At 73.9% G+C, this 12,435-nt stretch carries 15 protein-coding genes; 6 read left to right on the top strand and 9 right to left on the bottom strand.

Annotated features, from left to right (window positions below; translation table 11 throughout):
• Positions 1–112 precede the first annotated feature (112 nt).
• The 3 genes from AC4OR8_RS13655 to msrA form a co-directional block, all read right to left on the bottom strand.
• Positions 113–301 (bottom strand): hypothetical protein, encoded by a 189-nt coding sequence (locus tag AC4OR8_RS13655; protein WP_492166107.1) that lies wholly within the window; start codon positions 299–301, stop codon positions 113–115.
• A 155-nt stretch (positions 302–456) separates the two neighbouring features.
• Positions 457–1,206 (bottom strand): hypothetical protein, encoded by a 750-nt coding sequence (locus tag AC4OR8_RS13650; RefSeq protein WP_492166106.1) that lies wholly within the window; start codon positions 1,204–1,206, stop codon positions 457–459.
• Positions 1,207–1,214: 8 nt separating this feature from the next.
• Entirely contained in the window at positions 1,215–1,859 is a 645-nt protein-coding gene (gene msrA / locus AC4OR8_RS13645) for a peptide-methionine (S)-S-oxide reductase MsrA (protein WP_492166105.1), read from the bottom strand.
• A 115-nt stretch (positions 1,860–1,974) separates the two neighbouring features.
• Between msrA and AC4OR8_RS13640 the strand changes: the two genes are divergently transcribed.
• The 3 genes from AC4OR8_RS13640 (at position 1,975) to ilvA (ending at position 5,874) form a co-directional block, all read left to right on the top strand.
• Positions 1,975–3,138, top strand: coding sequence for a cystathionine gamma-synthase (locus AC4OR8_RS13640; protein ID WP_492166104.1), 1,164 nt, complete (start codon positions 1,975–1,977; stop codon positions 3,136–3,138).
• A gap of 70 nt (positions 3,139–3,208) precedes the next feature.
• Positions 3,209–4,645 carry an AI-2E family transporter gene (locus tag AC4OR8_RS13635; RefSeq protein WP_492166103.1) on the top strand — a complete coding sequence of 479 codons (1,437 nt, stop codon included), beginning with the start codon at positions 3,209–3,211 and terminating at the stop codon, positions 4,643–4,645.
• Complete coding sequence (gene ilvA, locus AC4OR8_RS13630; RefSeq protein ID WP_492166102.1) at positions 4,642–5,874, top strand: threonine ammonia-lyase; 1,233 nt, start codon at positions 4,642–4,644, stop codon at positions 5,872–5,874. Before AC4OR8_RS13635 ends, ilvA begins: the two co-directional genes overlap by 4 nt.
• A gap of 44 nt (positions 5,875–5,918) precedes the next feature.
• On the opposite strand, the gene greA is transcribed toward ilvA, so the two are convergent.
• Positions 5,919–6,428: a transcription elongation factor GreA gene (gene greA, locus AC4OR8_RS13625; RefSeq protein WP_492166101.1), complete on the bottom strand. Its 510-nt coding sequence runs from the start codon at positions 6,426–6,428 to the stop codon at positions 5,919–5,921.
• A gap of 236 nt (positions 6,429–6,664) precedes the next feature.
• Positions 6,665–7,066, bottom strand: a complete 402-nt coding sequence (locus AC4OR8_RS13620; protein WP_492166100.1) for a DUF4307 domain-containing protein — start codon at positions 7,064–7,066, stop codon at positions 6,665–6,667.
• 39 nt (positions 7,067–7,105) lie between these two features.
• Between AC4OR8_RS13620 and mca the strand changes: the two genes are divergently transcribed.
• Both mca and AC4OR8_RS13610 read left to right on the top strand, forming a co-directional pair.
• Positions 7,106–8,011, top strand: a complete 906-nt coding sequence (gene mca, locus AC4OR8_RS13615; protein WP_492166099.1) for a mycothiol conjugate amidase Mca — start codon at positions 7,106–7,108, stop codon at positions 8,009–8,011.
• 13 nt (positions 8,012–8,024) lie between these two features.
• Positions 8,025–8,342 carry a hypothetical protein gene (locus AC4OR8_RS13610; RefSeq protein ID WP_492166098.1) on the top strand — a complete coding sequence of 106 codons (318 nt, stop codon included), beginning with the start codon at positions 8,025–8,027 and terminating at the stop codon, positions 8,340–8,342.
• A gap of 34 nt (positions 8,343–8,376) precedes the next feature.
• Here the strand turns inward: AC4OR8_RS13610 and trxA are convergent, their stop codons facing one another.
• Positions 8,377–8,736: a thioredoxin gene (gene trxA, locus AC4OR8_RS13605; protein ID WP_492166097.1), complete on the bottom strand. Its 360-nt coding sequence runs from the start codon at positions 8,734–8,736 to the stop codon at positions 8,377–8,379.
• Between the two features lie 72 nt (positions 8,737–8,808).
• Here trxA and AC4OR8_RS13600 point away from each other — a divergent pair, with 72 nt between their 5' ends.
• The gene (locus AC4OR8_RS13600) at positions 8,809–9,579 is read left to right on the top strand and encodes a hypothetical protein (protein WP_492166096.1); all 771 of its coding nucleotides are present in this window, start codon (positions 8,809–8,811) and stop codon (positions 9,577–9,579) included.
• A 53-nt stretch (positions 9,580–9,632) separates the two neighbouring features.
• On the opposite strand, the gene AC4OR8_RS13595 is transcribed toward AC4OR8_RS13600, so the two are convergent.
• Genes AC4OR8_RS13595 through AC4OR8_RS13585 form a run of 3 tightly spaced genes read right to left on the bottom strand, consistent with a single transcriptional unit; the run spans position 9,633 to position 12,312 of the window.
• Entirely contained in the window at positions 9,633–10,604 is a 972-nt protein-coding gene (locus tag AC4OR8_RS13595) for a YihY/virulence factor BrkB family protein (protein WP_492166095.1), read from the bottom strand.
• On the bottom strand, positions 10,601–11,176 hold the full coding sequence (locus AC4OR8_RS13590) for a hypothetical protein (protein WP_492166094.1): 576 nt from the start codon (positions 11,174–11,176) through the stop codon (positions 10,601–10,603). The genes AC4OR8_RS13595 and AC4OR8_RS13590 overlap by 4 nt, the downstream gene beginning before the upstream one ends.
• Positions 11,173–12,312 (bottom strand): serine/threonine-protein kinase, encoded by a 1,140-nt coding sequence (locus tag AC4OR8_RS13585; RefSeq protein WP_492166093.1) that lies wholly within the window; start codon positions 12,310–12,312, stop codon positions 11,173–11,175. The genes AC4OR8_RS13590 and AC4OR8_RS13585 overlap by 4 nt, the downstream gene beginning before the upstream one ends.
• Positions 12,313–12,435 lie beyond the last annotated feature (123 nt).

The following is a 12,435-nucleotide window of genomic DNA, read 5'->3' as shown; positions in this document are numbered from 1 at the left end:
GACCGCGCTGCGCTGATGAACACGAGGCCACCGCTAAATCACAGGGTGGGCACAGAAGCAGGGCGCGGCGTTCCGCGAAGAGCGCCCCGAAGATCAAAGCCGGGCCCGCGGATCACGTCGGCAAGGCGCCCGTTCTGCTCACGGGTGAGCTCGGCGATCCGGGCGACGCGTCGGGATCGTCGGCTGGCTCGACCTGGGTGCGGAACTCGTGGGGACGTTCGAGGGCGAAGCTCGCGCGCGCGGCGACGGCGAGGAACAAGCGCTCTTCGGGGTCGCCCTCGGCGGGGTGGGCCGTATCCATGTTGGCGCTGCTCTCCTCCAGCGGTTACATGCGTGTGGTCTGCCGAGCGTAAACGGTCTTCGCGGATTTCAGCGCGCCGGAAGGTGCAGACCACGTCTCTCAAGAAGACCGACTGGTCGCTCCGAGTTTCCCTACACGATGGGCTGCCGCTGGACTCACGGGACCCCGAGTCCCGCGATCTCGTCCAGCAGGTCGTCAAGAGCGCCGTGACGCACCACGATCACGACCACGGAGTCGGCATCGTTGGGCAAACCGAGGCGAGGGACCGAGACGGCGACGCGCTCTACCTCCTCCACCACGAGCTCGCCGGCGTCGTCAAGCATGGCGAGCACTAGGGGTGAGGTCGTCACAACGACGGGGATAGTGGCGCCGGAGGCTCGCCTGACGCCCTCGGGTGCGGTGGTCTCGGTGTAGTCGTCGGGCCGGTTCGCCACCGTGGCGAGAGCGGCGCTCACGGCCTGCTGCACGCCCTCGTAGGCAAGGTCCTTGTTCTCGCCCTTTCCTGACCGCTTCTGTGTCACCGAGTAGGCCGAGGTCATGGTCTGCTCGAGCGCCTCGAGCCCGCTCTCGATGGACAGACAGCCCAGACACTCGTCGTCGAAGCAGTCCCAAGGCGTGTAGGGCCCGTTTCCGGCTGTCGTCCGCGCGAAGCAGACCCAGGGGGCGGTTGTGTCCTTGCACTCCAGTACGACGTGGGCGATGTGCAGGTGTTCCTCGTCCACGGCTAGCGGGAAGAACGCCGCCACGTCACCCTCCCGCTCCTTCCCGGTCATGGGGTCGGAGTACGGGTAGCCCTGGAACACGAGCGGTGTGAAAGCGCGGACCTGGCGGGCCACCTGCATCTCGAGGACGTACCCACCACCCTCGAGCCACGCCCGAACGTCTTTGAGTAGGTCGTCGCCCATGCCTTCGCCTAGGTCGTGGGGAACTTGACGCCGGTGTTGGCGTGGCAGCGATATCCATTTTCGTTTTTTGCTAGGTACTGCTGGTGCTGGTCCTCGGCGTAGTAGTACGTCGGCACCTCGCGGATCTCGGTGGTGATCGTGCCGAGGCCGCGGCGGGCCAGCTCGTCGCCGTAGACCTTGGTCAGGTCGCGGGCGACCTGCTCCTGCTCGGGGGTGGTCCAGTAGATCGCCGAGCGGTACTGGGTGCCGACGTCGTTGCCCTGACGCATGCCCTGCGTCGGGTCGTGCACCTCGAAGAAGCGCTTCACCAGGTCGGCGTAGGAGACGACCGCGGGGTCGAAGACCACGCGGACGGCCTCGGTGTGGTTGGTGCGGCCCGAGCAGACCTCCTCGTAGGAGGGGTTCGGGGTGTCGCCGCCGGCGTACCCGACGGAGGTCGACCACACGCCGGGGGTCTTCCAGTAGAGCTCCTCGGCGCCCCAGAAGCAGCCGAGGCCGAAGACGGCGACCTCGTGGCCCTCGGGGGCCTGGTCGGTGCGCACGGGCGTGTCGAGGACGACGTGGCGCTCGGCGAGTCGGAAGGGGCTCTCGCTGCGACCGGGCAGGGTCTGCTCGGGAGCGATCAGGTCGGTCTGCTTGCGGGTGAAGAACACGGGTGACCTCCTCGGTCTTGCGGCTGGCACCAGTCTCCAACACCGGTGGTGGGGCAGACGTTCCCGACCACCCGGGTCGCCTCGGTCGAGGCCCCGGAGGCGTTAGCCTCACGGGGTGAGCGAGCAGCAGGGCACGAGCAAGGCGGGCTTCGAAACCCGCGCCATCCACGCCGGCTACGAGCCCGACGCGGCCACCGGGGCGGTGATCCCGCCGATCTACGCCACCTCCACCTACAAGCAGGACGGCGTCGGCGGGCTGCGCGGCGGCTACGAGTACTCCCGCTCGGCCAACCCCACCCGCACCGCCCTCGAGGGCAACCTCGCGTCGCTCGAGGAGGGCGAGCGGGGCTTCGCCTTCGCCTCCGGGCTGGCTGCGGAGGACACGCTGGTGCGCGCGCTGTGCCGTCCCGGCGACCACGTGGTCATCCCCGACGACGCCTACGGCGGCACCTACCGCCTCTTCGACAAGGTCGAGCAGGTCTGGGGCCTGGCCCACAGCCCGGCGCCGGTCTCCGACGTGGACGCCGTGCGCGCGGCGGTGCGCCCGGGGAAGACCAGGCTGGTGTGGGTCGAGACCCCCACCAACCCGCTGCTCAACGTCGGCGACATCGAGGCGCTCGCCGCAGTGGCTCACGACGCCGGCGCGCTGCTGGTGGTCGACAACACCTTCGCCTCGCCCTACCTGCAGCAGCCGCTGACCCTCGGCGCCGACGTCGTGGTGCACTCCACGACCAAGTACTGCGGGGGGCACTCCGACGTCGTCGGCGGCGCGCTGGTGGTGCGCGACCTCGAGGTCGCCGAGCAGGTGGTGTTCCACCAGAACGCGATGGGCGCGGTGGCCGGGCCGTTCGACGCGTGGCTGACCCTGCGCGGCCTGCGCACCCTCGCGCTGCGCATGGAGCGCCACTGCGACAACGCCGAGCGCGTGGTCGACTTCCTCCTCGACCACCCCCGCGTCGAGCAGGTGATCTATCCCGGCCTGCCGTCCCACCCCGGCCACGAGGTGGCCTCGCGCCAGATGAAGCGGTACGGCGGCATGGTGTCGTTCCGCGTCTCGGGCGGGGAGGCCGCGGCGCTGGCCGTCTGCGAGCGCACCGACGTGTTCACCCTCGGGGAGTCCCTCGGCGGCGTGGAGTCGCTGATCGAGCACCCCGGCCGGATGACCCACGCCAGCGTGGCCGGCACCGACCTCGAGGTGCCCGGCGACCTGGTGCGCCTCAGCGTCGGGATCGAGACCGCCGACGACCTGGTGGCCGACCTCGAGCGGGCCCTCGGCTGACCCGACCCGCCCGGCCCGCTCCACCCCTGGCGGCGGAGCCGGTCGGGTCGCCGACGGCTAGCCTGAGCCGGTGACCGAGGGCGACGACACGGCGGGGTCCTCGGGCCGACCATCGACCGGGGCGACCGGGGCCACCCCGGCGACCCCCGGGTGGGCCGCCCAGGGCGGCGCTCCTCGCACCGACACCGCGCAGGCGGGGGAGACGGCCGAGGTCGCCGAGTCGCGCCGCCGCCTGGCCCGGCGGGCCCGGGCCGACGCCGAGCGGGTGGAGGGCATCGCCCAGCGCCTGGCCCAGCAGTGGACCGCCATCCGTGACGAGCGGGAGCGGCGGCTGTCGCCGCCGCCGGTCGCCACCGGCGGCAGCAACTTCTCCCGCGCGCAGGTGCCGTGGGGTGTCGACCTCGCTGCCGCGTGGGGGTGGCGCTTCCTGGTGATCGTCGCGGCCGGTGCCGTGATCGTCTGGACCGTCGGCTTCTTCTCCGTGGTGGTGCTGCCGCTGGCGGTGGCGCTGCTGATCAGCGCCCTGGTGATGCCGCTGGTCTCGCTGCTGCAGCGGGTCGGCCTGGCCCGAGGACCGGCCTCGCTGGTCGTGGTGGTCGGCACGATCGCGGCGGTGACGGCGCTGCTCACCTTCGCCACCCAGCAGGTCGCCAACGGCGCCAACGACCTGGCCGAGCAGACCGTGAAGGGTCTCGAGGAGATCCGCACGTGGCTCAAGGACGGGCCGCTGAACGCCAGCGACACCCAGATCAACGACTACCTCGACCAGACGCAGCAGTCGATCACCGACCAGACCGACAGCGGTGCGCTGACCCGCCGCCTCACCGAGGTCGGCACCGCGGTGACCCACGTGTTCGCGGGGTTCTTCATCGTCCTGTTCTCCACCTACTTCTTCCTCGCCGACGGCGAGCGGATCTGGTCGTGGGTCGTGCGGCTGACCCCGCGGGCCGCCCGCGGCCACGTCGACGGCTCGGGCCGCGTCGCCTGGATCTCGCTCACGCAGTTCGTGCGGGCCACGGTGGTGGTGGCGGCGGTCGACGCGCTCGGCATCGCGCTGGGCGCCGCGGTGCTGGGGGTGCCGTTCGTCTTCGCGATCGGTGTCCTGGTCTTCCTCGGCTCGTTCGTGCCCCTGATCGGGGCCACCCTCGCCGGCAGCGTCGCGGTGCTGGTCGCGCTGGTCGACCAGGGGCCGGTCACCGCGCTGCTGATGCTCGCGGTGATCGTGGTGGTGCAGCAGGTGGAGGGCCAGGTGCTGCAGCCGTTCCTCATGGGCCGCTGGGTGTCGATCCACCCCCTCGGCATCATCGTCGCGATCGCCGCCGGCGTGCTCGTGGCCGGCATCGCGGGCGCCCTGGTGGCGGTGCCGCTGGCCGCCGCGGTCAACGCGGTGGTGCAGCACCTCGCGGCCGGCACCCGGGTGGGGGAGGATCCGGTGGACGCCCTGTCCGAGGACTACGACGAGCTGGGCGACCCCGTCTACCCCCCCGAGGAACCCGAGGACCGATGATCGACCCCACCCCCGACGTGCCCGCGGTCGCGACGGTGACCCTCGACGACGTGGTCGCCGCCCGGGAGGTGATCGACGGACTGGCCATCCGCACCCCCATGGAGGAGTCGCGCTGGCTGTCCGCGATCGTCGGCGGCCGGGTGGGCCTGAAGTGCGAGAACCTGCAGCGCACCGGTTCGTTCAAGGCGCGCGGCGCGTTCGTGCGGATCAGCCGTCTCGACCCCGAGGAGCGCGCCCGCGGGGTGGTGGCGGCTTCGGCCGGCAACCACGCCCAGGGCGTGGCGCTGGCCGCGCAGCAGCTCGGCATCGCCGCCACCGTGTTCATGCCCGAGGGAGCCCCGATCCCCAAGGAGCGGGCCACCCGGGCCTACGGCGCCGACGTGGTCTTCGCCGGCCGCTACCTCGAGGACGCGCTGGTCGCCGCCCAGGACTTCAGCCGGCGCACCGGTGCGGTGATGATCCACCCCTTCGACCACGTCGACGTCGTCGCCGGCCAGGGCACGGTCGGCCTCGAGGTGCTCGAGCAGATGCCCGAGGTGCGCACCGTGGTGGTGCCGACGGGGGGCGGCGGGCTGCTCGCGGGCATCGCGCTCGCGGTCAAGGCCGCGCGGCCCGACGTCCGGGTGGTGGGGGTGCAGGCCAAGGACGCCGCCGCCTACCCCTGCTCGCTGCGCAGCGGGCGCCCGGTGCCGTTGACGTCGATGAAGACGATGGCCGACGGCATCGCGGTGGGACGTCCGGGCGACATCACGTTCGCGGCGGTGCGCGAGCACGTCGACGAGGTCGTCACCGTCACCGAGGACCTGATGGCGCGGGCGCTGCTCGCCCTCGTCGAGCGGGCCAAGATGATCGTCGAGCCGGCCGGGGCCGCCGCGGTCGCCGCGATGATGGCCGAGCCGGACCTGTTCGAGACCCCGGCGGTGGCCGTGCTGTCGGGCGGCAACGTCGACCCGCTGCTGCTCGGCAAGATCATCCGCCACGGCATGGCGGCAGCCGGGCGCTACCTCAACCTGCAGGTCACCATCCCCGACGTCCCCGGTGGCCTCGCGCAGCTGCTCACCGAGGTGGGCGCCACGGGCGCCAACGTGCTCGAGGTGGTGCACGAGCGGATGCTGCCGTCGCTGGGCATGGACGAGGTCACCGTGCAGCTGCAGCTCGAGACCCGCGGGCCCGAGCAGTCCACGGCCGTCGTGGCCCGCCTGCGCGAGCGCGGGTACGTCGTCCGCTGACGACTGACGGCTGACGGAAGGAGCGGGGTCGACCCGGGGCCGGGTCAGCCGGTGAAGGGCACCGCGTCGACGATGACGACCTTGAGCTCCTTGCCGTTGGGCGCGACGTAGGAGACCGTGTCGCCCTTCGCGTGGCCGGTGATGGCCGAGCCCAGCGGCGACTGCGGGGAGTAGACGGTGAGGCCGCTGTCGGCGTCCTCCATCTCGCGCGCGCCGAGGAGGAAGGTCTCGGCCTCGTCGTCGTCGTCGCCGACGAACTTGTAGGTGACCTTCATGCCGGGCTCGACGATGCCGGTGTCGGCCGGCGTCTCGCCGACCTCGGCACGGCGCAGCATGTCCTCGAGCTGGCGGATGCGGCCCTCGATGCGGCCCTGCTCCTCGCGGGCGGCGTGGTAGCCGCCGTTCTCCTTGAGGTCGCCCTCGTCGCGGGCGGCGGCGATGCGCTCGATCACGTCGTGGCGCACGGGGCCCTTCAGGTCGTCGAGCTCGGCCTGCAGCTTGTCGAAGGCCTGCTGGGTGAGCCAGATCGTGCCCTGCTCGGTCGACTGCGTCATGGGTACTCCTGCGGGTGAGCCGCCGCGGTGTCGCGGGCGGCTCGTCGGGTGCTGGGTGGGCGGGCCGTCCTCCGGGCGGTCGACGGAGGACCCCGGACGTCGTTCGTGGGCCTCCTGCTGGACGGCCCCGCGGACGGTCAGAAGGGACAGTTTACCCACAGCAGCGCTGTGACGCAGGTCAGCGCGCACACCCGAGGGGTGGCGGCGCGTCAGCGGGGTGGGTCAGCGGGGGTGGGTCAGCGGGGGCGGGGCTGGCCCTCGGCGGTGCAGCCGACCTTCTCCACGGTGGTGGCCAGGCGCTCGGTGCGGATGCTCAGGTCGAAGGTGCCGGAGCCGGCGGGGCTGAAGGCCAGTTCGCCGACGGTGGTGTGGTCCTCGGCGAACGCGCGCAGCAGGCAGTCGGCGTCGGTGACGTCGTCGCGCAGCTGCACGACCACGGTGGCGTCGGTGGTGTGCTGGTCGACGGTGTCGAAGGTGACCAGCTCGGAGGTCACCGGCGGGTCGGCGTGGGCGACCGTCGTCCAGGTCAGCCAACCGCCGAACACGAGGGCCACGGCGGCGACCAGGGCGACCAGCGCCCGACGACGCCAAGGCGCCGGGGCGCCGTACCGGTCGGCGAGGAGGTCGGTGGAGGTCACCCCTCCAGGGTGACACGCGGCCCCACCTAGACTCGAACCATGTCGCCGATCCACGCCGACGGGCCCCGCTCCGGGTTCCGGCTGATGCACGTCCACGCCCACCCCGACGACGAGTCGAGCAAGGGCGCCGCCTCCACCGCCCGCTACGTCGCGGAGGGCGCCGACGTGCACGTCGTCACCTGCACCGGGGGCGAGCGCGGGTCGATCCTCAACGCGAAGATGGACCGGCCCGAGATCCTCGACAACATCACCGAGGTGCGCCGCCAGGAGATGGAGCGCGCCCGCGACATCCTCGGCGTCACCCAGCACTGGCTGGGCTACGTCGACTCCGGCTGGCCCGAGGGCGACCCCAAGCCGCCGCTGCCCGAGGGCTGCTTCGCGCTGGTGCCGCTCGAGGAGTCCACCGAGCGGCTGGTGCGGCTGATCCGCGAGGTGCGCCCGCACGTGCTGACGACGTACGACGAGCGCGGCGGCTACCCCCACCCCGACCACGTGCGCTGCCACGAGGTGTCGGTGGCGGCCTTCGAGGCGGCCGGCGACCCCGAGCGCTACCCCGACGCGGGACCGGCCTGGCAGGTCGACAAGCTCTACTACCACCACTCGTTCAACCGCGAGCGCATGCAGCGCCTGCACGACGCGACCGTCGAGCTCGGCCTGGAGTCACCGTGGGGCGAGCGGCTCAAGGAGTGGGAGCCGGAGCCGGAGTGGGACGCCCGGGTCACCACCAAGGTGCCGTGCGGGGACTTCTTCGGGGTGCGCGACCAGGCCCTGCTCGCGCACGCCACGCAGATCGACCCCGACGGGCACTGGTTCAGCATCCCGCGCGAGGTGCAGCAGCGGGTGTGGCCCACCGAGGACTTCGAGCTGGTGACCAGCCACGTGGCCTCGAGCACGCCGGAGGACGACCTGTTCGCGGGCGTCGAGCCCGACGTCAGGGGCGCCTGAGAGGATGGGGACCATGACCACGCTGTCGGCCCACCCCCTCGTCGCCCTGCTCGTGCGCGCCGTCGACGAGGTGCCCGAGCCCGAGGACGTGAAGGCCGGCTGGTTGGCCTTCGGCCTCTTCGGCGCCCTGATGGCGTTCGTGATCTTCTTGTTCTTCAGCCTGGTCAAGCGGCTGCGCAACGTGGAGAACGCGCGCCGCACCGGGGTGTACGGCGACGTGCCCGAGGACCAGCAGCCCGCCGACGAGCAGGCCGCTGACGAGTCGGCCACCACCGGGCAGCCGGGCACCGGCGCGGTCGACGACGGCCGCGGCGAGGCCCCGCGCCCCTGAGGCGTCGGTCCGTCCCGCTGTCGCGCGGGGCGGGTCAGCCCTGCTCGGCGACCTTGGCGCGCACGTCGTCCATGTCGAGGCCGCGCACGGCGTCGATGACCTGGTCGAGCGCCGGCGCGGGCAGCGCGCCGGGCTGCGCGAAGACCAGGATGCCCTCGCGGAACGCCATCAGCGTCGGGATCGACTGGATGCCGGCGGAGGCCGCGAGCTCCTGCTGCTCCTCGGTGTTGATCGACCCGAAGGTGATGTCGGGGTTGGCCTCCGAGGCGGCCTCGTAGGTAGGGGCGAACTGCTTGCACGGCCCGCACCAGCTGGCCCAGAAGTCGACGAGCACGATGTCGTCGTCCTGGACGTGGGTGGCGAAGTTGTCTCCGGTCAGCTCGATGGTGGCCATGGCTCCACCGTACGACGCCCCCACACACGACGGCCCGACGCCCGCTGCCCGGCCGCTGCCTAGCATGGGGTGATGGATGCCGCCCGGGTGCAGCTCGACACCCTGGACCTGCCGGCTGCCGTGCTCACCGGCCCCGGCGGCCCGCTGGTCGCCCCCGACGGCTCGCCCGTCCACCACGAGCGCGACCTGCTGCCGCGCGCCCCCGACGGAGGGCCGGTGCAGCTGCCCGTCACGGGCTGGCGCGCCGTCACCGGCCCCGCGGGCTCCGGGCTGCCGGACGAGACGCGGCACGGGGTGGTGCGGGCCGCGCCGGTCGAGGCGGGCGCCCTCGCCACGACGTACGGCGGGGCGGCCGGCGACGGCACGGTGTGGCTGGTCGCGCTGCTGCGGCCCGCCCGGGGGCGCTGGCGGCGGGGCTGGCGCGCCGACGTCGACGGGCCCCACGCCGTGCGCCCGGCGCAGCCGCAGCGTCGTGCCGGGCTGCGCCTGGCGTGGGTGGGGGCCCCGCTGCTGGTGGCCACCCCCGGCCAGCTCGCGCGGCTGGAGGTGCGGGTGTGGCGCCCGGGCTCCGACCGGCTCGACTGGGACCCGGAGGACAGCCGGCACGTCGTCGCCTGGGTGCTGGACGCGTCCACCGGCGAGCGGCTGCCCTACCAGCCGCACCAGGCCTTCGGCGGCTACGGGCGCGACGTGCCGCCCGACGCCCCCGCCGCCCACCTGCCCGTGCAGTGGGCCACCCACGACCTGCGCCGCCTCCCGCCGGGTCGCTACGGCGTCGCCGCCACCCTCGTCGGGCTGAACCTCGTCGCCGCCGACGCCCGCCTGGAGCTCGTGCCCGGCTGAGCCGCGGGCACCTCCCGCTGGTCGAGCAGCGAGCGCGTCGAGACCGTCGGCCCTCAGACGGTGCGGCCGCGGGGGCGGCCGGGGTCGGCGACCGCCGGGTCGGGATCGCCGGCGCGCACCGCCTCGAGCTGCGCGCACACCGCGGTGCCGTAGAAGAACGCGATGGCGCTCAGCAGCGACCACAGCAGCAGCGCCACGATGCCGGCGAGCGGGCCGTAGGTGCTGCCGAACGACGCGCTGAGGTTGACGTACGTCGCCAGCCCGGCGGTGGCCACCATGCTGAGCGCCACGGCCACCACGCCGCCCAGGGCGAGCCAGCTCAGGCTGGGCTGCCGACGGCGCGGGGCGTGGTCGAGCAGCACCGCGATGGCCAGCACCGAGAGCCCCACGCCCAGGGGCCAGCGCGCGACCGCGAAGACCTGGCGGGCCCCCGACGACCAGCCGTAGTGCTCGGTCATCGCCGCCGAGAATGCTCCGCCCGCGACCAGCAGCAGGAAGCCGAGTCCCACCGGCACGGCCAGCAGGGCGGTGAGCACGGCGGCGCGGCCGTACTTCGCGGGCGCCGGGCGGTCGCGGCGGATGCCGTAGATGCGGTTGGCGCCGCGCTCGACCTGCGCCATCGCGGTGGTCATCGAGGCCAGCGACAGCAGCAGGCCCAGGCCCAGCGCCACCTCGCCGGCCTCCTCGCTGGACTCGGAGCCCGACACGGCGCCCGAGAGCGCGTCGCCGGAGCCGCTGCCGGGCGAGATGCCGTCGACGGTGGCCGCCACGACCGCACCGACCCGTGCCTCGTCGACGTCGGCGGCCAGGCCGGTCAGCGCGAGCAGGAACGGGACGACGGCGAGGCAGGCCTGCAGCGCCAGGGCGCGGCTGTTGGTGAACCCGTCGCCGTAGCGGAACCGGACGAACGCCTCCAGCACGACGCGACGCAGGCCGTGTCGACGGGCGAGGTGCCAGGCGTCCTCGGCGTCGAGCTCGTCGCCGTCGAGCTCGACGGTCACCGGCACGAGGCGGGCGGTGGTCACGGCTTGCCGCCCTTGCCCTTCCCGCCCTGCGGGTTCCCGCCGCGCTCGTCCGCCTTGCCCTTGGCCTTGCCCTTGCCGTTGCCCGACTCGTCCTCGTCGGGCTCGTCCTCGTCCGGTTCCGCTTCGTCGGGCTCGTCCTCGCCTTCGGGGTCGGTGGGGGCGGGGGAGGAGGGCGCCGGGGACGACGGGGCTGGGGACGTCTCCGACGAGGGGTCGGCGGGTTCCGCGGGGTCGGACGGCTCCGACGACTCGGACGGCTCCGACGGCTCCGACGGCTCCGCAAAGCCCTCCAGGGCCTGCTCCACCGCGTCGGCGGCGTCGAGCACCTCCTGCTCGTCGGCGCTGCTGATGTCACCGTCGTCGGCGGCCCGTGCGGCCGCGGAGCGCAGGTCGTCGAGCGCGCTCCGCGCGGCCTCCGCGTCACCGCTGACCACGGCGTCGTCGACGGCTCCCAGCGCCGTGCCGAGGTCGTCCTGCTCGCTGCCGCACCCGGTGGTCACCGCGCCCACGACCAGCGCCGTGGCGCTCGCCGCCACCGCGCGGCGCCAGCGCCCGGCCCGCCGGGCGGTCACCGGCCGGCCCCGTCGACGGCGTCGTGCAGGTCCTGCAGCGGGCGCTGCAGCCCGGCCGGCACGCCGTCGGGCGGCGGGTCGCTCTCGGGTCGTCCACCGCCCGAGGAGCTGCCGGCCACCACCGCCGCGAGGACCAGCAGCAGCACGAGCGCCGCCAGCGCGCCGGCGAGGCCGCGCTGGTGCGGCTCGAGGCCGCGCAGCCGGGCCACCGGGCCCGGCGACCGGGGGGCGGCGGGCGGGGACGCCGGCGGCGGCCCGAGCGGCGCCACCGGGGCGGTGAGCACGGCGGTCGCCCCGGCGGCGTCGGCCGGAGCGGCGGTGGGCGGGCCGGTGGTGGGCCCTCGGCGCAGGCCCCGCAGCCGGGCGGCCGCCCGCGCCGCGGGAGGCCGGCGTGCGGGGTCGAGGTCGGTCATCGCGGTCAGCAGGTCCGCCCATCCCGGCGGCAGCGTGGTGGGCACCTCGGGCGGGCGGTGCAGCCGCGCCATCGCCGACTCGGTGGGGCTGCCCCCGTAGGCCCGCTGCGAGGTGAGGGCCTCCAGCAGGACCAGGCCCAGCGACCACACGTCGACGGCGGTGGTGAGCTCGTCGGCGCGCACCTGCTCGGGGGCGATGTACGCGGCGGTGCCGATGGCCATCCCGGTCTGGGTGTGGTGCACGGTGTCGCCGATGAGCCGGGCGATGCCGAAGTCGGCCAGCTTCACGCGCCCGTCGGTGGCGAGCAGCACGTTGCCGGGCTTGACGTCGCGGTGCACCACGCCGCGGTCGTGGGCGTAGGCGAGGGCCTCGGCCACCTCGGCACCGATGCGGGCGACCTCGGGTGCGGGCGCCGGGCCCTCGGCGAGCAGCGCGCCGAGGGTGCGTCCGTCCACCAGCTCCATCACGAGGAACGGGTGCTCGTCGTCGACGCCGGCGTCGAGCACGGTCACCAGGCCGCGGTGCGACAACCCGGCCAGGGTGCGTGCCTCGGAGGTGAACCGGGCCCGGTCGGCGGCCTCCTCGGCGGTGCTGCGCAGCAGCTTCACCGCCACCTCGCGCGACAGCACCGTGTCGAGGGCACGGTGCACGTCGGCCATCCCGCCGCGTCCGATGACGGTCCCGAGCTCGTAGCGTCCGGCGACCGTGGTGCCGCTGCTCACGCGTTCTCCTAGGGGTGACGGGGGCGGGGAGCCCGGGCGCCGACGCTACCGGGTCGTCGGGCCGTGACGCGGGTGTGCCCCCGACGACCGGGGTCGTCGGGGGCACACCCGGTGGGTGACGCG

Source organism: Nocardioides sp. FY1077 (assembly GCF_058681775.1).
This window is presented reverse-complemented; position numbering and strand designations above follow the sequence as displayed.